Source organism: Spongiibacter sp. (genome assembly GCF_984394615.1).
Window position 1 is genome coordinate 1 of sequence record NZ_CFHTQA010000035.1, and the last position, 18,902, is coordinate 18,902.

Sequence of the window (18,902 nt, forward strand, 5' to 3'; positions counted from 1 at the left end):
AATGAAGTGATGCTATCACCTCTAATCAGGTGGCCAAATTGACTATGCCACTACAGTTTCGAGCCTCCTCCCAATATCAGGTGACGTCCTTAGCCGAGCTGCAACGTGGCACATTCTCCTCGCCCTCGTTAACGTCCGGCATTGACTCAGTGTTGTTCATCTCACCCAACCGAACAATTATCGCCAGCATTCAGCAGGAAGGTCGCCAACTGCGGCCAACCGCGGAACAGATCGATAACGCACTCAGGGATATTTCGACAGAACAACGTCCAAAAGCCGCGTTAATATGTAACGAGCAGTGCTTCAACAGCGCCTATGTGCCGGTCATCACCGACGAGGGCGAAGAGTTAATTATCAATCTCAATCGCTCCTCAACCCTGCTCTTGCAGGATTTTTTCAATCTGACAAACGCTGAGCTTCTACTCCTTCACCCGTCCAGGGAAAGTGACTTGGGCAGCCACGTGCTGATGGCCAGCCACCCGGATGCAAGCATCCGCATACTCAAATCCGCGCTGAACACCAAGCCAAGCTTGCTGACACCCGGCGAAACCTTTATCGGCGAAACCCCCGTTGGCTATTTCAGCCTGGCCGTCGACAATGTGGATACGCTGTCACCGAGCTTACTGTTTGGTGTTCTGGTCGACGAAAGTCATATTCCCGGCGAAGTTACCGAACACCTCCGTCAGGCGGTCATCACATCGTTGATCACTCTGGTGCTCGTTTCACTGGTCGTGTATTTCGTTCTCAAGCCTCCTCTCGACCGCCTCGCCGCCGTAACGCGAATACTGCCGCAGCTTCCCAATGAGCAGTTCGCTCTGGCCAGGCGCAGCCTGCAACGGGTTAGACGACGGGCGGGCTTCCGCGATGAAATCGACGATTTGATCAATACCACTGCCGCGGTTAACGATGCATTGGAGAAGCTCAGTCTGGATGTGCAAAGTCACCGCGAAGAACTGCAAGATAAGGTCCATGCGCTAACCGAGGCCAAACGCTTTAACGAACTGCTGCTGGACAATGCGCCCATCGTCGTCATTTTGCACGAAGCCGATGGCAGAATTCGCACCCTCAATGGTCAGGGGCGAGCACTGTGCGGTCTGGACAATGCGATACCGGCTGGCGCAAATATCAACTTATGGATACGCGACCCGGAACGGGGTATCACCCTGAGCCAAACGCTTGAAGACCTTATCCAGCAAAATACCACCAAGCTGCAGAACGAATTCCCGTTCCTCAGCTACAGCGGCGAACTGCGCCATTTTCTGTGGACACACAGCCGCGTCGATATTGATGACGAAAGTCTGCTGCTGTCGCTCGGGGTCGACATTACCGAAACGCGGAGAGCCGAAGAGAGCTTGCGGTGGCTCGGCGAGCATGACCGCGTCACCGGCCTGCTGAATCGCGCTACCTTTACCGAGCAGGCGGACCTGCATATCCAAAGCCTCGACAACGTCCATGACATCGATTTGATCATGGCAGATATCGATAATTTCTCTGAGTTTAATGATCGCTTCGGCTTTGAAAATGGCGACAAACTCCTGCGCGGATATGCCCAGCACATGGCTCAACATTTCGGCAGCAGCAGCTTGCTGGCAAGAACAGGCTCAGGCGAATTTTGCGCCCTGCGCGCCTCGTCATCGGGTGCGAAACTCGATGCCAAGCAGTTGGAGGGGCTTACAGCACTGAGCATCGACATCAACGGACAGCGGGAAACCGTCTCAATCACTGTAATTGTCGAACGCTACCGGCGTGAGAGCGGCAGCATCGACGACTTGCTTTCCGACAGTACGTCGGTAATGAACCTTATGAAAGCCAAGGCCAAAGGCCATGTTTATCTCGCTGAAGACGACGATGGCAAAAAACGTCGTGAAGAAAAATATCTTCTTAAACAGCAGTTGCTTCGCGCTTTCAGTAATAACCGTATTGTTTTGTTTTTCCAACCGATTGTAGACCTCAGCAGTGGCAAAATGACCCACTGCGAGTGCCTGATCAGGATGCTCGACAACGATGGCAACTTTATTCCACCGGCGAGCTTTCTGGATATCGCCAATGAATCGGGTTTAATGCCGCGACTGGATTATCTGGTTATCGAAAAAGCCATGCGTCAACAGGTGGTATGGCAACGGGCGGGCGTCAATACCCGGCTGAGTATCAATATTACGGCCCCCACTCTCGATCAGCCTGATTTCGCCCAACGCATCGCCGAGATTGTAAATCGCACAGGCGCTGACCCCAGAGCCTTGATATTCGAGCTGGTGGAAACCGACGCCCTGCAAGACATCGACAATGCCCGCCGCCTGCTCAAACAGTTGCAGGCACTCGGCGCCAGTATTGCACTGGACGACTTCGGTATCGGCTTCACCTCGTTTGAGTATGTTCGGGAACTGCCCGTGGACTACATCAAAATCGACAAGGCGTTTGTGCAGTTCGTCCACGAGCGGGAGAACGACCGGGTGCTCGTTCGCTCGATCGTCGAGATGAGCCACGGTCTTGGAAAACGTGTTATCGCGGAGGGCGTCGACAGCCGTCAGGCTCTGGAAGTGCTGCGGGCACTGGATGTCGATTACATTCAAGGCTATTACATCAGCCGCCCGGTGCCGATAAACGCCTTGAATCTCCATACCACCCTGCCCGATTAGCGCGCGGCGTATCAGGCATCGCTGCGCACCCGCGCTACCGCCCGCTTCCAACCGTGATAGCGTCGCTCGCGGTCGATATCCCCCATCTTGGGCGAGAAGCTGCACTCCTCCTGCCACAGCGCTGCGATATCGTCCAAGGAGTCAAACAACCCAAGCTGTAAGCCTGCCAGATACGCCGCTCCCAACGCGGTCGTCTCGGTAACCTGGGGGCGCTGGCAGTGGCAGCCCAAGGTGTCAGACAGGCGTTGCATCAACCAGTCATTCACCGACATGCCACCGTCGACACGCAGGTTCTGAATATTTGCGCCGTCGCCGGCCATCGCTTCCAGCAGATCTCGGGTTTGGTAGCACACCGACTCCAGCGTCGCTCGCGCAATGTGGGCAATCCCGGTGTCGCGGGTCAGCCCCAGAATCGCGCCGCGCGCCTCCGGGTCCCAGTATGGCGCCCCCAACCCGGTAAAGGCAGGCACCATAAACACGCCATTGGCACTGTCCACGCTCTCTGCCATCGCCTGGGTTTCGGCGGCCGAACCAATCAGTTTCAAACCATCGCGCAACCACTGCACGGCCGCGCCCGCCACAAAAATACTGCCTTCCAGCGCATAGCAAACTTCACCATTAAGCCGGTAAGCCACCGTTGTCAGCAGCCGATGTTTGGATTTCAGTGCACGCTTGCCGGTGTTCAACACCACAAAACAGCCGGTGCCATAGGTGCTCTTGACCATACCCGGTTCAAAGCAGGCCTGCCCGACCGTCGCCGCTTGCTGGTCGCCAATCATCGAGCAGATCGGCAGACGCGCGCCCAGCAGCGCCTCGTCGCTGTGACCGAAATCGTCAGCGCAATCTTTCACGTCTGGCAGCAGACTGGCGGGAATATCGAACATTTCGAGCAACTCTTCGTCCCAGCGCTGTTCGTGGATATTAAACAACAAGGTACGCGCGGCATTGCTCGCGTCGGTGGCATGCACTTTGCCGCCGGTCAGGCGCCACAACAAAAAGCTGTCGACCGTGCCGAATGCCAGCTCCCCGGCTTCCGCCCGGCGGCGTGCACCCGGCACATTATCGAGAATCCAGGCCAGTTTGCTGGCGGAGAAATACGGATCCAGCAGCAGGCCACTGCGACGGCTGGCCATTTTCTCCAGCCCCTGAGACTTCAATCGAGCTATCCAGTCCGCCGTGCGACGGTCCTGCCAGACAATCGCGGGATAGATCGCCTCGCCACTGCTGCGATCCCAAACCAGCGTGGTCTCACGCTGATTGGTAATACCGATACCGGCGATCTCTGACGCTTGCAGCCCCGCATCGGCAATCGCCGCCCGGCAACTTTCCAGCGTCGTCTGCCAGATTTCCTCCGGGTCGTGTTCTACCCAACCGTCCTTCGGATAGTGCTGCGTAAACTCCTGCTGTCCGACACCGCAGTGACGTCCGTGTCGATCGAAAACAATCGCGCGGGAACTGGTGGTTCCCTGATCGATGGCTAGCAGATATTGGCCCATCGGCGCCCTCTCCCCTGTACTTTTCGTTACAGGCAAGCGTACTCAGCAGGGCAGCGTGGCACAAGCACCGTCTAGGCGAGCATCCCGCCGTCGACACGAATTTCTTCGCCATTGATATGCCTACCGTCATCCGACGCCAGCATGGCGATGACCCCGGCCACGACGTCGGGCCCTTTGGCGCCAGACAGCGAGGTGATACGGCTCAGCAGGCTGAAATCGGCATCGTCGGGAAAGGCCAGGCCATCCACCATGCCCGTTTGAATATCGCCGGGACACACACAGTTTGCCCGCACCCCGCGCTTGGCATATTCCACGGCAATACTGCGAGTCAGCGCCAGCACACCGCCTTTGCTAGCACCGTAGGCCACCCCCCAGGGCAGACCTTTGAGCGACGCGGTCGACGCCGCATTAATCAGTGCCCCTTTACTTTCAATCAGCGAAGGCAGCGCGGCCTTGCACAGCATGAACGTGCCCGTGAGATTGACGTTGATGATCTGCTGCCACACATCCAGCGGAGTTTCGTGGGCATTGGCAAAGCGCAAGATGCCGGCCATATTGACCACAGCATCCAACTGCCCCCACTCCCGCACCTTGGCCACACTGCGCTCTGCGTCCCCCTCGCGGGAGAGATCAAACACCATAGCTTCGGCACTACCACCGGCCTCGGCAATCTCGGCAATCACTGCGTCAATCCCCTTGGCATTGATGTCGGCACACAGCACCCGACCGCCTTCTGCTGCAATCCGCTGCGCCGCTGCACGCCCAATCCCCGAGCCAGCGCCGGTGACCAATACATTTTTATTTTCGAATCGTTTCATGGTGTTCCTGTTTTATTGTTGTCGTGTACAAGGTTGACAGAAATAGCAGTGCTCGCTGCGCGGGGAAACACCCGTTTGTAGGAGGCGCAGGGTGCCGGGGGGAAGTGACCGAATATGTTAGTCCCGGTGACGTGTTTGGCCCTTGCCTTGCGACACGGCTGAGATAAGCTGGCCCGCAGAAAAAAACACCTGTTATAGCGGCGCCCAGCGCCCCACCACACTAGAAACTACAGGAGAGCGACGTGGCCGATCTGGACCAATTCCGCCTCGAAGTCCGCCAATGGCTGGAGGACAACTGCCCCGAGTCACAGCGTAAGCCGATTACCCGCGACGAGCAGGTTTGGGCCGGACGCAATAAATCCTTCCCCAGCGACGATGCCAGACTGTGGCTCGAGCGCATGGCCGACAAGGGCTGGACGGTGCCTGACTGGCCGACCGAATACGGTGGTGGCGGTCTTGACGAGCGTCAAACCAAAATCCTGCGCGAAGAAATGAAAGCGCTGGGCTGCCGCACGCCGCTCTACGACCTGGGTATCTGGATGCTTGGCCCCGCGCTGTTGGAGTTTGGCAACGAAGAACAGAAGCGCGAGCATATCCCCAAAATTGTTCGCGGCGACGCGCGCTGGTGTCAGGGTTACTCGGAACCCGGTGCGGGCTCCGACCTTGCCAGCCTGCAAACCCGGGCCGAGGACAAGGGCGACCACTTCCTGGTCAATGGCTCCAAAATCTGGACGACTAACGCCGATAAATCCGACTGGATCTTCTGTCTGGTGCGCACTGACCCCGACGCGAAAAAGCAGGAAGGAATCAGTTTCCTGCTGATCGACATGGACGATCCCGGTGTAACCACCACGCCCATCGAGCTGATCAGTGGCGAGTCGGAGTTTTGTCAGACCTTCTTCGACAATGTGAAAGTGCCGAAGAAGAACCTCGTCAGCGAGCTGAACCAGGGCTGGTCAGTGGCCAAGGCCCTGCTCAAGCACGAACGCAAACTGATGTCAGAAGTGGGCGGCGACACCCCTGCTCCCAGCTTCGGGCCGGTACAAGCCGCACTGGAGTACGTCGGTCTGGGTGACGACGGCAAGCTCAAAGACGCCGGATTGCGCGACCAACTGGTCCGTCACGAGATGGCCTTCCGCGCCCTGGGGCTCACCCACTTCCGTACGTTTGAAGAGCGCATGAGTGGTCAGGCCGACAGCAATGTGCCGCTGATCATGAAGTACGTCGGTACCGAAGAAACCAAGCGCAAAGACGAGCTGCTGGTTGCCCTGCTGGGGCATAAAGCCCTCGGCTGGGGCGGTGATGGCTTCAACGAAGACGAAGACCTCACCACCCGCGGCTGGCTGTTCTCCAAAGCCCTGTCGATTGCCGGCGGCACCTCGGAAGTCCAATTGAACATCATTGCCAAGCGTGTCCTTGGCCTGCCTCAGCAGTAAGAAAGGGAGACCGGAAATGGCACTGGTACTGAATGAAGAACAACGCCTGCTCAAGGATACCGCCAAGGATTTTCTGAGCGCGAACATGCCCGTCGAAGCCCTGCGCAAGCTGCGCGACAGCGACGATGAAATGGGCTACAGCCGCGAACACTGGCAGCAGATGTGTGAACTCGGTTGGGCAAGCATCGTCCTGCCCGAAGAATACGACGGCCTCGATTTCGGCTTTATGGGCCTTGGCGCCGTCATTGAAGAGAGCGGCCGTGTACTGGCGGCCTCGCCCCTGATGAGCACCGTGGTACTGGGCGCATCCATCCTGATGCTCGGCGCCAGCGACGAGCAGAAGGCGGCGCTGTTGCCGAAAATCGCCAGCGGTGAGCTGACACTGGCGCTGGCCATGGAAGAAGGCAATCACCATGCGCCGCTCGACACCGTTCTGCGCGCCGAAGCGACCGCCTCAGGCTATCGCCTCAGCGGCAGCAAGAGCCTTGTCACAGACGGCTACAGCGCTGAAAAATTGATTGTGCTGGCCCGCAGCAGCGGCAAGGCCGGCGAAGCGGAAGGTCTGAGCCTGTTTCTGGTGGACGGAAACGCCCAGGGGGTTTCACGACACCGCCGCCGCATGGCCGACAGTCGCGGTGCCGCCGCCATCGATTTCGACGTGGAGGTCAGCAGCGACGCGCTTATCGGTGAACTGGGCAAAGCCTGGCCTGTACTGGAACCGGCACTGGACCGCGGCCGTATCTGCCTGGCCGCTGAAATGCTGGGTGGCGCTCAAGAGTGCTTCCAGCGCACCGTGGAATACCTGAAAGAGCGCTCGCAGTTTGGCGTCAAAATCGGCTCCTTCCAAGCCCTGCAACACCGTGCATCACTGATGTACATCGAGCTGGAGCTGGCTAAATCGGTGGTGCTTGACGCCCTGTCAGCCATCGACGACAAGCGCCCGGACATGCCCCAGCTCGCCAGTCTGGCCAAGGCTCGTCTGAACGACGTGTTTGAGCTGGTCACCAGCGAGGCGGTACAGATGCACGGCGGCATTGGCGTGACGGATGAACTGGAAATCGGATTCTTCCTGAAACGCTCGCGCATGGCCAGTCATCTGCTGGGTAACAGCGGTTTCCACCGCGACCGCTACGCCAGCCTCTGCGGCTACTAAAACCGCCGCTAAGCAATACGGAAAACGGGCCAGACGGCCCGTTTTTTTATGTTCTGCGACCGCGCATTTCCATGCGTTGCAAAAACACCTTCATCAACGCATCGTACAAAGCATCCCCCAGCAGCTTGTCCTCAACGCCTGAATCCACACTGGGGTTGTCGTTGACTTCGATCACCACAACCCGGTCACCCTTCTGCTTGAGATCAACCCCGTAAAAACTTTTTCCAATCAGTGCACAGGCGCTCACCGCCGTATCCAGCACGGCCTTGGGCACCTCGTCCAGCGGCACTGCATCAAAGCCGCCAGACTGGCTGCGCTTGCCGTGGCGGTAAATTTGCCAATGCTTGCGCACCATGTAGTAACGACAGGCATACAGTGGCTTGCCATCGAGCACTCCAATACGCCAGTCGTAGTCGGTGTACATGAACTCCTGCGCCAGTAACAGCGCCGACTTGTCCAGCAGACGAGCGCTCTCCTCTCGCAATTCATCCACCGTATCGACCTTAACCACCCCCTTGGAAAATGCCCCATCCGGCACTTTCAATACCATGGGCAAGCCCAAGGTTGTCACCAGACGCTCCAGCTCGCCGTCACGATCACGCCGCAAGAACTCCGTCGCGGGCACCGGCAGACGATGGCTGCGCAACAGGTCAGCCAAGTAGATTTTATTGGTGCAACGCAGAATGGACTGGGAGTCGTCGATGACCACCAGCCCCTCCGCTTCCGCACGCTTGGCAAAGCGGTAAGTATGGTGATTGACCGATGTGGTCTCGCGAATAAACAGCGCGTCATATTCAGCCAGTCGGGGATAATCCCGCTTGCCAATCAGCTCAGCCGAAATGCCGTGTCGCTCTGCCGCACGAATAAACTTGCGCAGCGCCGTCTTGTCGCTGGGCGGCATCCCCTCTTCCGGATCAGCCAGAATCGCCAGGTCGTAGCGGAAGGTTTTGCGCGCTGGCGGCTTGCGCCACATTTTGCGACTGAAGCGCTCAAAGGTAGTCGCAAAGGCCTCCTGCTCGTCAGCGGATTTCAAGGCGCGCAGCGAGACCGCCTGCACCTTCTCCAGCCGCCAGCGCCGCCGAAACTCCAGAGTGATTTCAAACAGCGGGCAGGGAAAATGCGTGAACACCGAGCGACCGACATCGCGGTAGGCATCATCCAAGGTGTCGCCAAACCAACAGCGCAGCTTGTGCTGCTGTCCCTCTTCACCGGCGGGCAGCTCCCTCAGCACCGGATCGACCCCCTCCCACTGAATCGCTGACAGGGATTTGCGGCCGAGGTCGCTGAGGGTTTTCACCGACGGCAACACATTGTGTCCGCGTGCCTCTGCCAGGAGTGAGCAGTAGTAACCGCTGCCCAAATAGCGGTAAGAGCGACAGAGGTTGATCACCCTCACTCGCTCGCGTTGAGCGGGCAAGGCCAGATAGTCATCAAAGCTGATCACATCCTTGCTGGGGTAATACGGCGCCCAGTCGCGAACATCATCAACCACCACAAAAAAACGGGACATGCGGCAACTCTCCTGGCCCAACGGGCATCCCTGAGCGAGCGGGCAACAGGCCGCTCAATGGCGCGCATTCTGCGGCCAACTATTACCCTAAACAAGTGATCACTGCGGATTGTCGTCAGTAAATATTGCGCAGTATGATCCGCCCATATTTGCGGCGCCGCCGCTCTATCAGGTTGCCAGTATGAATGCGTCCATTACCCCGAGCCAAGCGGTGTGAATCCCGCCATTCGCGAAGCGGCTTTGAGCGACCTCAACGCCTTGCTGGCGCTGGAAACCGCATGCTTTGAGGGCGATCGACTATCCCGCCGCAGCTTACGGGCCTTTATCCACGACGGCGCTCATCACCTGCTTGTCTGGGAAGAAAACGCGGTACTGCGGGGCTATGCCTTGCTGCTGTTTCGACGCGGAACACTGCTCGCCCGCCTATACTCATTGGCCGTCCACCCCGATTGCCGTGGCAGAGGCATTGCCGGGCAATTGCTGGACGCCGCGGAAGACCATGCCCGGCAGCGTAACTGTATGTTTCTGCGGCTTGAGGTACGCGAAGATAACCGTGCCGCCATCGCGCTATACGAACAGCGCGGCTATCGCCGTTTTGACCGGGTGACCGACTATTACGAGGATGCTGCGGCTGCCCTGCGTATGGAAAAACGGCTTCGCGGCCACGCAAAAGAAGGCATGCAGCAGGCACCGGCCTACTACCGCCAAACCACCGAATTTACCTGTGGCCCCGCCTCGCTGATGATGGCCATGCATCAACTTGACCCCACTCAAGCCCTGAATCAACGTCAGGAATTACAGTTATGGCGTGAAGCCACCACCATTTTTATGGGGCGCGGCCATGGCGGCTGCTCGCCTCACGGGCTGGCGCTGGCAGCACTGCGCAGAGGCTTTGACACCACGCTGTATATCAACGACCTGACTCCGCCTTTTCTTGACAGTGTGCGCGGGGAAGACCGGCGAGAGCTGCTGGAGCGGGTGCACAGCGACTTTCTTGAGCAGTTGGCGACGTACCCGACCACTATTCAGCAGGCCATACTGGATCGCAGGCAGCTCGCTGAGCTATTGAGTCGTCATGAACACGTGGTAGCGCTGATCAGCACCTGGGCACTGGACCGACGTCGGCAGCCACACTGGGTTTACCTCAGTCGCAACAGCGCCAACACTGTTTTTATTAACGACCCCGACAGCAACACCGAGAACGGCCAGGCGCTGGACGACAGTGCCAGCGATTGGCAATCTGAAGCGGATTACCGCCATGTACCGATTTCGCTGGACCAGTTCAGCACCATGGCCAGTTACGGCAAGCGGCGCTTGCGCTGCCTGCTTGCCATCGATCGACGCCACGGATGAGGATGGGCGTGTCGCCCCCACAGACAGGATCTTTTATGGCTGTTACCGAGACCTACCGCGAAACACTGCGCCAACTGTCAGACGAATTGATTGCCATTCAAAAGCCGATACTGATTCTTGATGCCATCAAGTGGCCCCAGGCGGTCGAGCAGACGTTCTTTGCCAACAATGCCCAGCGCCTGCCGGATATAGACAGTGCGTTCTATCAGCAGAATAACCCGCTGAATTTCGAACCGGCAGTGTTGCAGCGCCAGCTGTCAGACTTTCAGCAGCGACTGCATAACCGTCTTGGCGAAGCGGATCCACTGGGCCATATTCTTTGGGAAACAGCCGAGCAGTATCAGCGTGTTACCGAACTGCTCGCCGCCCGTGGCACGCCAGCATTCCTCACCGCCAGCCGACAGCTCTACGGCTCAGCAAGCGACGCCCTGAATGGCGATACGACGCCTCTGATTGAGATGGGGCAGCGCTTCTGCGATATCTTTTCGCTGCCCGCCGCTCACCACCTCTCCGCCCCCTACCCCAAGAACATTCCCGCCGATGAAGCCGTCCGCCAGCTTCAGCAGCGACTGCTGCCCTTTTTCGATGGCAGCAACTTCAGCGTCAAAGAGTCTGATGGCATCGTGTCAGACGCCTCTGCCGGGGGCGACTGCATCAAGGTGAACACCCACGCCAATTTTTCCGAGCTGGAACTGCAGGTACTGGAAGTGCACGAAGGCTGGGTGCATGTGGGCACGACTCTCAACGGTCGATCACAACCCTGGGCGAGCTGGTTGAGTGTCGGGTCGCCACGCATTACCGCACTCCAGGAAGGACTGGCAGTGTTGATCGAAACACTGACCTTCAGTTCTTTCCCCGGTCGGGCACGCAAGATCAGCGACCGGGTGGTCGCCATCGATATGGCCGAGCGAGGCGCCGATTTCATCGAGGTCTACCGTCATTTTCTGGCACAGGGGCTGAGTGAACGCGAGTGCTACAAAATCGCTCAGCGGGTGTTCCGAGGTGGCATGGTGGCGGGCGGCAGTTGCTTCACCAAGGATCTGTCCTATGTGAAAGGGCTGGTGGAAACGGTGAACTTCATCCGCAGCGCCATTCTGGCCGACGCCCCGCAGCTATTGCCCCTGCTGTTTGTGGGCAAGGTGAGCCTGGATGACGTACCGGTACTGTATCGCTATATGCAGGAAGGTATTATCGAGCCACCGCGCTATCTGCCGCCCATGTTTCGCGACCTGAATGGCTTGTATGTGTGGTTTGGGTTTTCCAGCGGTCTGTCCAAGCTCGACCTGCAAAGTGTGCAGGCGCACTATCAATCGCTGTTTTCAACATGAGAAGCGTCCTCTGGCAAGACAAGCCAGAGGACAAACTGATCAGCCGTAGAAGCAGGCGTAGCTGCTGGTTTCGGGAATCTGAAGGTCAAAGGCACTATTGGCAGGCACGTTAAATTCTTCACCCGGACCAAATCGCTGCCAGTTATCACTACCGGGCAACAGGACATTCAGCTCGCCACTGATGACCAGCATGCGTTCGGCGGCATCGGTGCCGAACTGGTATTCACCGGCAGCCATCACTCCGACTGATACCGGCTGACCCTTAGACTCAAATCCCAGCGACTGCACATTGCCGTCGAAATACGTATTGTGTTTGATCACCATTGACCCTCTGTAAAGGCTAAAGGCGCGATCATACGCGCCCTCAGGTCTCGCCACCAGTGACAGCCACCGCTTTCTTGTCCGCGTTGCCGTAGTCCCGCCCGATGTATTGGTACATGGCCGGCACCACAAACAGTGTAAACAGCGTACCGATGCTCATCCCCGAGGCGATAATCATTCCCAGCGAGAAGCGCGACGAAGCACCGGGGCCGGTCGCGACCAGCAGCGGAAACATGGCGACAACCAATGCCGCGGTGGTCATCAGAATCGGCCGCAGGCGGATAGATGCCGCCTCCTCAATCGCCTCCCGCTTGCTCATTCCGTTCTCCAGCTGAAGACGGTTGGCGAAGTCGACGATCAGAATACCGTGTTTCGAGATCACACCAATCAGGGTAACCAGGCCGACCTGTGTATAAATATTCAGGGTCATACCGGGGAAGGCCGTCAGCTGCATCCCATTGGTCAAGGCAAAGATATTCAGGCAGAGCAGTGCCCCACACACCGACATCGGTACGGTGACCAGAATAATCAGCGGATCGCGGAAAGATTCGAACTGCGCCGCCAGCACCAGATAGATAATCAGCAGCGCAAAGGCGAAAGTAACCAGCAGAGCATTCCCCTCCTGCTTGAACTGTCGCGAACTCCCGGCATAGTCGAGTTGGAAATTACTGGGCATGACTTCCCGAGCAATATTTTCCAACACCGCCAGCGCATCGCCCTGACTCACATCCGGGCGGGGAACAGCGATAATTGTATTGGAGTTCAGCTGCTGGGCATGCGGGATTGACCGGGGCTTGGTCTCCTTTTTCAGCGTCGTCAGCGTGGAGATCGGCAGCAGCTCACCTTGCCCACCGCGGGTATAGAAGTTTTCCAGTTGCTCGGGGTTCAAACGCTCGTCGCGACTCACCTGAGCAATCACTTTATAAGAGCGCCCGAGGTAGGAGAAGCGATTGACCTCAGCGCCCGCCATCATCGCCGTCAGATCAGAGCTCAATGACTGCATGTCCACGCCCAGTAAGCCGGCCTTATCCCGATCGATAGCCAGGGTCGCCTCCGGGCGATCGAAGTTCAACTGCGACGCCACGTAAAAGAAGCGATTACTCGCCTCAGCGCGTTTAACCACTTCGTCCCCCACCTCGGCGAGCAACTCGGGTTCCGCCGTCGACTTGAGGACAAATTCAACCGGGTAACCTTGGCCGGGGGTCGGCAATGGCGGTGGCTGGAACGCCGCGAGGCGCAGTGGTGCGATACTCACCAGGCTCTGTCCCAGCTCGTTCGCGACATCGCCCATGGTCTTGTCACGCGCGTCCCAGGGAGTACCAATCAAGCCGATAAAGCCCATGCTGCTCTGGCCATTTTCGGCGATATTAAACGCGAAGGTGTGATCAACTTCAGGATGGTCGAGAATGGCCCGCTGGGTCGCCAGAAACGACTCGGTAAAATACTCCGGCGATGAATATCCATCCCCTTCTGCGATCACGCCCGCAAAGCCAAGGTCCTCGGCCGGTGCCAGCTCGCTGGTAGAGGTTGTGAAAAGAAAGAAGCAGGAAACGAGAACAATTAAGCCGAAAACGCCGATGACGTTGACTTGATCGAGTGCCACATGCAGGCGATCTTTGTAGCCTCGGCGCCAGAACTCAAACTTCTCATCGAGAAACACTTCAAGACGGCTGCTGCCCGTTGTCGAACGCAAAATCTTGGCGCACATCATCGGCGTCAAAGTCAGTGCGATCACCCCCGATATCAGCACGGCTCCGGCCAGGGTAAAGGCAAACTCCGTAAACAATTTGCCGGTAATCCCCGTCAGGAAGCCAATCGGCGCGTAGACCGCCACCAGCGTAATGGTCATGGCGATGACCGGACCGACCAGCTCGCGAGCCCCGACAAGCGCCGCCTGATTAGGCTCCATCCCCTCTTCAATATGCCGGTGGATATTCTCCAGTACGATAATGGCGTCATCGACCACCATCCCGATCGCCAGCACCATAGCGAGCAAGGTCAGCAAGTTGATGGAGAACCCCAATGAGTACATCAAAAACAGTGCGCCAACCAGAGATAACGGCACGGTAACAGCAGGAATGATGGAGCTGCGGGCAGAGCCGAGGAACAAGAAAATAACGACAACAACAATCAGTACCGCCTCTACCAGCGTGGTGCGAACATCGCTTATCGCCGCATTCACATATACAGTGCTGTCGTAAGACAAATTGGCCTCAATAGCCTCAGGCAGCGCCTTGACGATTCGAGGCCACATCTCGCGGACTTCGGCCGTCACTGCCAGCAGATTCGCATCTGGCCGTACGTTGATGCCCAGAAACAAGCCCGACTCCGCATCCCAATGCGCAACAGAGTCATAGCTTTCGTCACCGAACACCACATCGGCCACATCCCGGAGGCGGACAATTTGGGTCCCCTCACTGCGCAGCACCAAATCTTTGAAGGATTCAGCCGTATTCAAATCGGTATCTGCCGCCAAGCCGACTTTTACATATTGCCCCTTGGTCTCGCCCACTGCCGACAATACGTTCTGATTCCGTACCGCAGAAAAGGCTTCACCCGGCGTCATGTCGTGGGCAGCCAGCCGTTCCGGATCAAACCAGATACGCATGGCGTAATTGCGGCCACCCAACAAGGCGACGCTTTCGACACCGCCGAGAGAGGACAACTCCGGCTCAACCACGCGGATCACATAGTCGGTAATTTGTGCCTTGCTCAGCGTATTGGAATAGAATGACAGATACATCGCCGCATTCCCGCCTGCATCGGCCAGCTGAATAACCGGGTCCTCACTCCCCTCGGGCAGCTGACTGCGCAGCTTGTTTACCTTGGCGGAGATTTCGGTCAGCGCTTCGTTGGGGTCTTTATCAATACTCAAATTGACCGTGATATTGGCCAGGCTCTGAGCCGAGTTTGAGGTCAGAAAGTCGATGCCGTCCGCCGAGGCAATTTCCCGCTCCAATGGCGTGGTAATAAAACCTTCGACCAACTCCGGATCGGCGCCCGGATACACCACCGATACGGTAATCTGAGCGTTTTGAATTTCGGGATACTCGCGCACGGTCAGGTCCTGCGCCGCGCGAAGGCCGAGCAGGAAAATCACCAGGCTGACCACGATGGCCAGTACCGGGCGCTTAACGAAAATATCAGTAAAATGCATAGGGCCAGTCCTTGTCGTATTCGCGTCGTCTCAGAGACATCAGCCCTGCGGGGGCGTCGGCGCCAGCTTGGCTTGCGGTTTCAACGCGTTTTCGATCATTACCGGCTGACCACTGCGCAGCTTCAGCAGACCACTGCTGGCAACCTCGTCGCCCGCTTCCAGCCCGTCAATAATTTCAATGTAATCACCACGCGCCTCACCCAGTGTGACAAAGCGCTGGATCACTTCCAGATCGCCTTCCTTATTGCCCTCTTCCTGAGGACGGATGGCATACACAGAATCACCGTAAGAGGTGTACTGAATCGCCGTGCGAGGTAACACCAGGACATCGCGTGGTACATTCAAGTCGACGCTGACCTTGGCATACAAACCGGGTTTAAGCAGTTTTTCCGGATTACTCAAGCGTGCACGCAAATCAAAATTTCGGGTCGCCGGGTCGATTTTTGGCTCTACCGCAATAACCTCCCCGGTAAACTGACGGTTGCCCAAGGCATCCACCACAATCGTCACGGTATCGCCCGGCTGAACTTTGCCCAGCTGCTTTTCGGGCAGTGAGAAGTCCAGTTCAATGGGATCGAGCGCCTGCAGCGTCACGATGGCATCACCCGCGCGAAGGTATTGCCCAACAGAAACACGGCGGATACCCAGCTCACCGGCAAAGGGCGCCCGCAATGTTTTCAAATTCACACGCCCCTGCTGCGCGTCAGCCGCCGCCTTGGCCACTTCCGTTTCCGCAATTGCCGTATCGTATTCAGACTTGGAAATCGTACCGCGCTTGAACAAGGCCGCCCGACGTTCTACTTCAATCTCGGCGAGCTTGGCCTGGGCTTTTAAACGCGCCAATTCACTGCGCTCGGCGACAGACTCGAGGCTGAGAAGCTGATCGCCCTCACTGACCGTTTGTCCCGACTCAAAATCAATCGAGGTGACCGTCCCGTCCATCTCCGCCGTCAGATCGGCCCCGCGCACCGCCACCAGACTGCCCACCGCGTTGAGAGTCGATGCCCATTGCTGCGCTTCCACTTCGCTGCTGGACACACTGACCGCGGGTGTCGGCATATTATCGATAAACTCGTTCATCATGCTGTTGCCGAACCACTTCATGCCGAACACACCGCCAAACACCACGCCGCAGAGCAGCAGCATAATAAGCATCCGCTTTGTCATTGTTCTTCCTTTCATCTCTGTTTGAGCAGGTACACCCGACGCGGTATAGCGCAAAAGTGCGTGACGTCAGCGCGGCGTAGGCCATCTGGTAAAAATGCACGCGCGAGCAACGGAGCAGCTTATCAGGATGGCTACCCGAAGTGGATTAATAATTTTACAGGTTACAGCCTATAAACCCTTATTTTTGAAGGGCTTATAAACTGTTATACCACTGGCGTAAACACCGCCGGCAGTTCGGGGGCCGGTGCAGGAAGGTCCTGACGAAGCCCTACCGTTGCGACTCTGGAGAAGGGACCGCGCTCCAACAGCCCCGGATTACCCCGGCGGTTGTCGAACTGGCGAATCAATGTCTGCTCATCACTTCGCACCGGCGCAGGCACCTCCCACAACTCCATCACATGACGATCATCAGTCAGGTGCGTCAGGCCGTAGCCGTAAGTGCGCCAATTAAAGTAGCGAAGATTATTGTTCGCCAGTGGCGCAACCCCTTCCAGCACACGGACGGCCGTTTCACCCAAGGGAAGATAGCGCTGACGAAAGGTCTCGTAGTCGTCGTGCACCGGACCACCCTCCGCCGCTTCATAGAGAGCACCAGCCACCACTTCTCCCCCGCCGGGCCGCCCCATCGACGACGGGACCAATTCCACACCCACGGTTTGCAACGTCCCCGCCGGGCCATTGTCGGCAATAGCAGGCACATAACTGGGTAAGGACGGATCTTCAATCAGATCGTGGGCAAACCAGCCATGGCTGTCGCCGGAAAAGACGATATTGTCGACAATACCCTGCTCGCGCAGAAAGCCATAGAACTCTCGGCGTGAAGCAATATAGCCTCCCCAGCCATTGGTATAGAGCTCCGGGCCGGTAGCTTCTGAGCCAAACAAGGTCTCCAGAAACGGGATACTCTCAGTGGTGCCGAGCTGCGACATATTGATCTGGTTAACAATGATGCGGAATCGCGCCTGCCGCGTATTCGCCGATGCCAACAATAGCTGCTTCAACCATTCGGTCTGACGATCGCCCAGCAGCTTACCCATTTCCGAAGCGGCACTGTCGTCACGGAAGCGTCGGATATCAATCAATACCACATCAGCCAAATCGCCATAGGGGAGATAGCGGTAATCCAGTAAAGCCTGCTCTCCAGCAGGGGCCGCTACCTGCTCGTTGGCCGCAGGCGGCGGGCCAAACTCCCCCGAACCATCGGGCAGCGGCGGTCGTGAGGGCGTCCACAGCCAGAACACTTCCGCGGCGTCGCTTTGGCTGAACAGTACCCCCGTCTCGGGATCTTCCTGATCATCAAAGTCGTGCTGATCCGGCATGATGGCAAAGGCTACGCTCTGGTGTGCGCGCAGCAGATCGGGGTCGCTGTAATACAGCGCGTAGCGCCGGCAGCACTCGTCGCGGTTATGCCAATGGCGAAAATCGACGTAGTCCAAATCAAAGCGGTCATTGCGCGCACGATACCAGCCCTTGCTGTCGACAAACTCGTAGACGTAATCTCCGGCGTGACAGAACAGGTCGAGATCGTTGCGCTCCGCAATGCGCGCGTAGGGATGAAAATCCATGTTCCAGTACGATGAACAGGACGCGTGGGCGATACGCAGATCGTCAACACGGTCACCGGCTTTCGGCGCGGTGCGGGTCCGGCCGATCGGCGAGCTGCGGCCCAGCGCGGCGAATGCATAATAGTAAGTCGTCGCCGATGCCAGTCCGGCCGCATCAATTTTCACCGTCCAGTCGCGCTGCCGATCGGTCACGACTTCCCCACTGCCGACGATCTGCTGAAAGTCCGGGTCCGTTGCGATAGCCCAATACACACTGACTTCCCGCAAGCCCTGCGGCGCCTCGACCCGCCATCCCCGCTCATCGGGAACCGTAATGCGCGTCCATAGGATCACCCGGTCAGCCAATGGGTCACCCGACGCGACACCGTGGCCAAACGGCAAAAGCGCCTCTACGGCAGGATAGTCCCAACTGTCTGGCACCGTGAAATCAACATTGAGGTCAGGCTCTCCCGGCTCGGGCACCTCACCGCCGCCATCACTGTTATCACTGCCGCCATCGACCGTTTTGGGATTAAGTGTTGTATCACTCCCGCAAGCGGTCAGTGCGGCGGAAGACATAATCAATTGAAGTAGTTCGCGGCGAGACAACATAGGCAACCTCATTACGCCAACCGGCGCTGCCAGAAACAGGATATGGCTGTGCAGGACGCACAAATGAAGCTGGGAGCCTAGCGAGTGACAATGACACACTCATGACAATACTGAGCAATGCCACAAATAAAAAAAGCCCTGATCTTTCGATCAGGGCTTTTCAAATATGGCGGAGAAGGAGGGATTCGAACCCTCGATGAAGCTATTAACCCCATACTCCCTTAGCAGGGGAGCGCCTTCAGCCACTCGGCCACCTCTCCGGGATGTTCCAGCATAATGCTGGCGGTTTTGCTGCTAAGGCCTTGTTTTCAAAAGCGTGTTAGCAACGAAACGCGCGGCATAATACCATACTCAGCGAAGAATCAAAGGCC

Annotated in this window: 12 protein-coding genes and 1 tRNA gene; 5 read left to right on the forward strand and 8 right to left on the reverse strand. The window is 57.6% G+C overall.

Features of this window, described 5'->3' with window-relative positions; genetic code table 11:
• Positions 1 to 44: 44 nt before the first annotated feature.
• Complete coding sequence (locus AC5DB9_RS12555) at positions 45 to 2,636, forward strand: putative bifunctional diguanylate cyclase/phosphodiesterase (protein ID WP_286855249.1); 2,592 nt, start codon at positions 45 to 47, stop codon at positions 2,634 to 2,636.
• Positions 2,637 to 2,647: 11 nt separating this feature from the next.
• Here AC5DB9_RS12555 and glpK read toward each other — a convergent pair whose 3' ends face one another.
• Together glpK and AC5DB9_RS12565 are read right to left on the reverse strand one after the other, a co-directional pair.
• Positions 2,648 to 4,132 (reverse strand): glycerol kinase GlpK, encoded by a 1,485-nt coding sequence (gene glpK, locus AC5DB9_RS12560; RefSeq protein WP_272992872.1) that lies wholly within the window; start codon positions 4,130 to 4,132, stop codon positions 2,648 to 2,650.
• 71 nt (positions 4,133 to 4,203) lie between these two features.
• Positions 4,204 to 4,950: an SDR family NAD(P)-dependent oxidoreductase gene (locus AC5DB9_RS12565; protein WP_272992875.1), complete on the reverse strand. Its 747-nt coding sequence runs from the start codon at positions 4,948 to 4,950 to the stop codon at positions 4,204 to 4,206.
• A 242-nt stretch (positions 4,951 to 5,192) separates the two neighbouring features.
• Between AC5DB9_RS12565 and AC5DB9_RS12570 the strand changes: the two genes are divergently transcribed.
• Entirely contained in the window at positions 5,193 to 6,386 is a 1,194-nt protein-coding gene (locus AC5DB9_RS12570; RefSeq protein ID WP_272992877.1) for an acyl-CoA dehydrogenase family protein, read from the forward strand.
• Between the two features lie 16 nt (positions 6,387 to 6,402).
• Positions 6,403 to 7,539: an acyl-CoA dehydrogenase family protein gene (locus AC5DB9_RS12575; protein WP_273009052.1), complete on the forward strand. Its 1,137-nt coding sequence runs from the start codon at positions 6,403 to 6,405 to the stop codon at positions 7,537 to 7,539.
• A gap of 46 nt (positions 7,540 to 7,585) precedes the next feature.
• On the opposite strand, the gene AC5DB9_RS12580 is transcribed toward AC5DB9_RS12575, so the two are convergent.
• Positions 7,586 to 9,049, reverse strand: coding sequence for a RimK family ATP-grasp domain-containing protein (locus AC5DB9_RS12580; RefSeq protein ID WP_272992748.1), 1,464 nt, complete (start codon positions 9,047 to 9,049; stop codon positions 7,586 to 7,588).
• 213 nt (positions 9,050 to 9,262) lie between these two features.
• Between AC5DB9_RS12580 and AC5DB9_RS12585 the strand changes: the two genes are divergently transcribed.
• Together AC5DB9_RS12585 and AC5DB9_RS12590 are read left to right on the forward strand one after the other, a co-directional pair.
• On the forward strand, positions 9,263 to 10,402 hold the full coding sequence (locus tag AC5DB9_RS12585) for a GNAT family N-acetyltransferase/peptidase C39 family protein (RefSeq protein WP_272992745.1): 1,140 nt from the start codon (positions 9,263 to 9,265) through the stop codon (positions 10,400 to 10,402).
• A gap of 35 nt (positions 10,403 to 10,437) precedes the next feature.
• A complete protein-coding gene (locus AC5DB9_RS12590) occupies positions 10,438 to 11,730 on the forward strand; it encodes a flavohemoglobin expression-modulating QEGLA motif protein (protein ID WP_273009054.1) in 1,293 nt (430 codons plus the stop codon).
• Positions 11,731 to 11,769: 39 nt separating this feature from the next.
• Here AC5DB9_RS12590 and ppnP read toward each other — a convergent pair whose 3' ends face one another.
• From ppnP to AC5DB9_RS12615, 5 genes are all read right to left on the reverse strand, one after another.
• A complete protein-coding gene (gene ppnP, locus AC5DB9_RS12595) occupies positions 11,770 to 12,054 on the reverse strand; it encodes a pyrimidine/purine nucleoside phosphorylase (RefSeq protein WP_022960470.1) in 285 nt (94 codons plus the stop codon).
• A gap of 40 nt (positions 12,055 to 12,094) precedes the next feature.
• Positions 12,095 to 15,208: an efflux RND transporter permease subunit gene (locus AC5DB9_RS12600; protein WP_272992737.1), complete on the reverse strand. Its 3,114-nt coding sequence runs from the start codon at positions 15,206 to 15,208 to the stop codon at positions 12,095 to 12,097.
• A 39-nt stretch (positions 15,209 to 15,247) separates the two neighbouring features.
• Positions 15,248 to 16,375, reverse strand: a complete 1,128-nt coding sequence (locus AC5DB9_RS12605; RefSeq protein WP_022960468.1) for an efflux RND transporter periplasmic adaptor subunit — start codon at positions 16,373 to 16,375, stop codon at positions 15,248 to 15,250.
• 203 nt (positions 16,376 to 16,578) lie between these two features.
• Positions 16,579 to 18,531 (reverse strand): alkaline phosphatase D family protein, encoded by a 1,953-nt coding sequence (locus tag AC5DB9_RS12610; RefSeq protein ID WP_272991761.1) that lies wholly within the window; start codon positions 18,529 to 18,531, stop codon positions 16,579 to 16,581.
• 167 nt (positions 18,532 to 18,698) lie between these two features.
• Positions 18,699 to 18,791, reverse strand: a tRNA-Ser gene (locus tag AC5DB9_RS12615).
• Between the last annotated feature and the right edge of the window lie 111 nt (positions 18,792 to 18,902).

Coding starts and splice junctions, on each gene's coding strand:
- AC5DB9_RS12555 (WP_286855249.1), top strand. CDS start 45: ATGCCACTACAGTTTCGAGCCTCCTCCCAATATCAGGTGACGTCCTTA.
- glpK (WP_272992872.1), bottom strand. CDS start 4,132: ATGGGCCAATATCTGCTAGCCATCGATCAGGGAACCACCAGTTCCCGC.
- AC5DB9_RS12565 (WP_272992875.1), bottom strand. CDS start 4,950: ATGAAACGATTCGAAAATAAAAATGTATTGGTCACCGGCGCTGGCTCG.
- AC5DB9_RS12575 (WP_273009052.1), top strand. CDS start 6,403: ATGGCACTGGTACTGAATGAAGAACAACGCCTGCTCAAGGATACCGCC.
- AC5DB9_RS12580 (WP_272992748.1), bottom strand. CDS start 9,049: ATGTCCCGTTTTTTTGTGGTGGTTGATGATGTTCGCGACTGGGCGCCG.
- AC5DB9_RS12590 (WP_273009054.1), top strand. CDS start 10,438: ATGGCTGTTACCGAGACCTACCGCGAAACACTGCGCCAACTGTCAGAC.
- ppnP (WP_022960470.1), bottom strand. CDS start 12,054: ATGGTGATCAAACACAATACGTATTTCGACGGCAATGTGCAGTCGCTG.
- AC5DB9_RS12600 (WP_272992737.1), bottom strand. CDS start 15,208: ATGCATTTTACTGATATTTTCGTTAAGCGCCCGGTACTGGCCATCGTG.
- AC5DB9_RS12605 (WP_022960468.1), bottom strand. CDS start 16,375: ATGACAAAGCGGATGCTTATTATGCTGCTGCTCTGCGGCGTGGTGTTT.
- AC5DB9_RS12610 (WP_272991761.1), bottom strand. CDS start 18,531: ATGTTGTCTCGCCGCGAACTACTTCAATTGATTATGTCTTCCGCCGCA.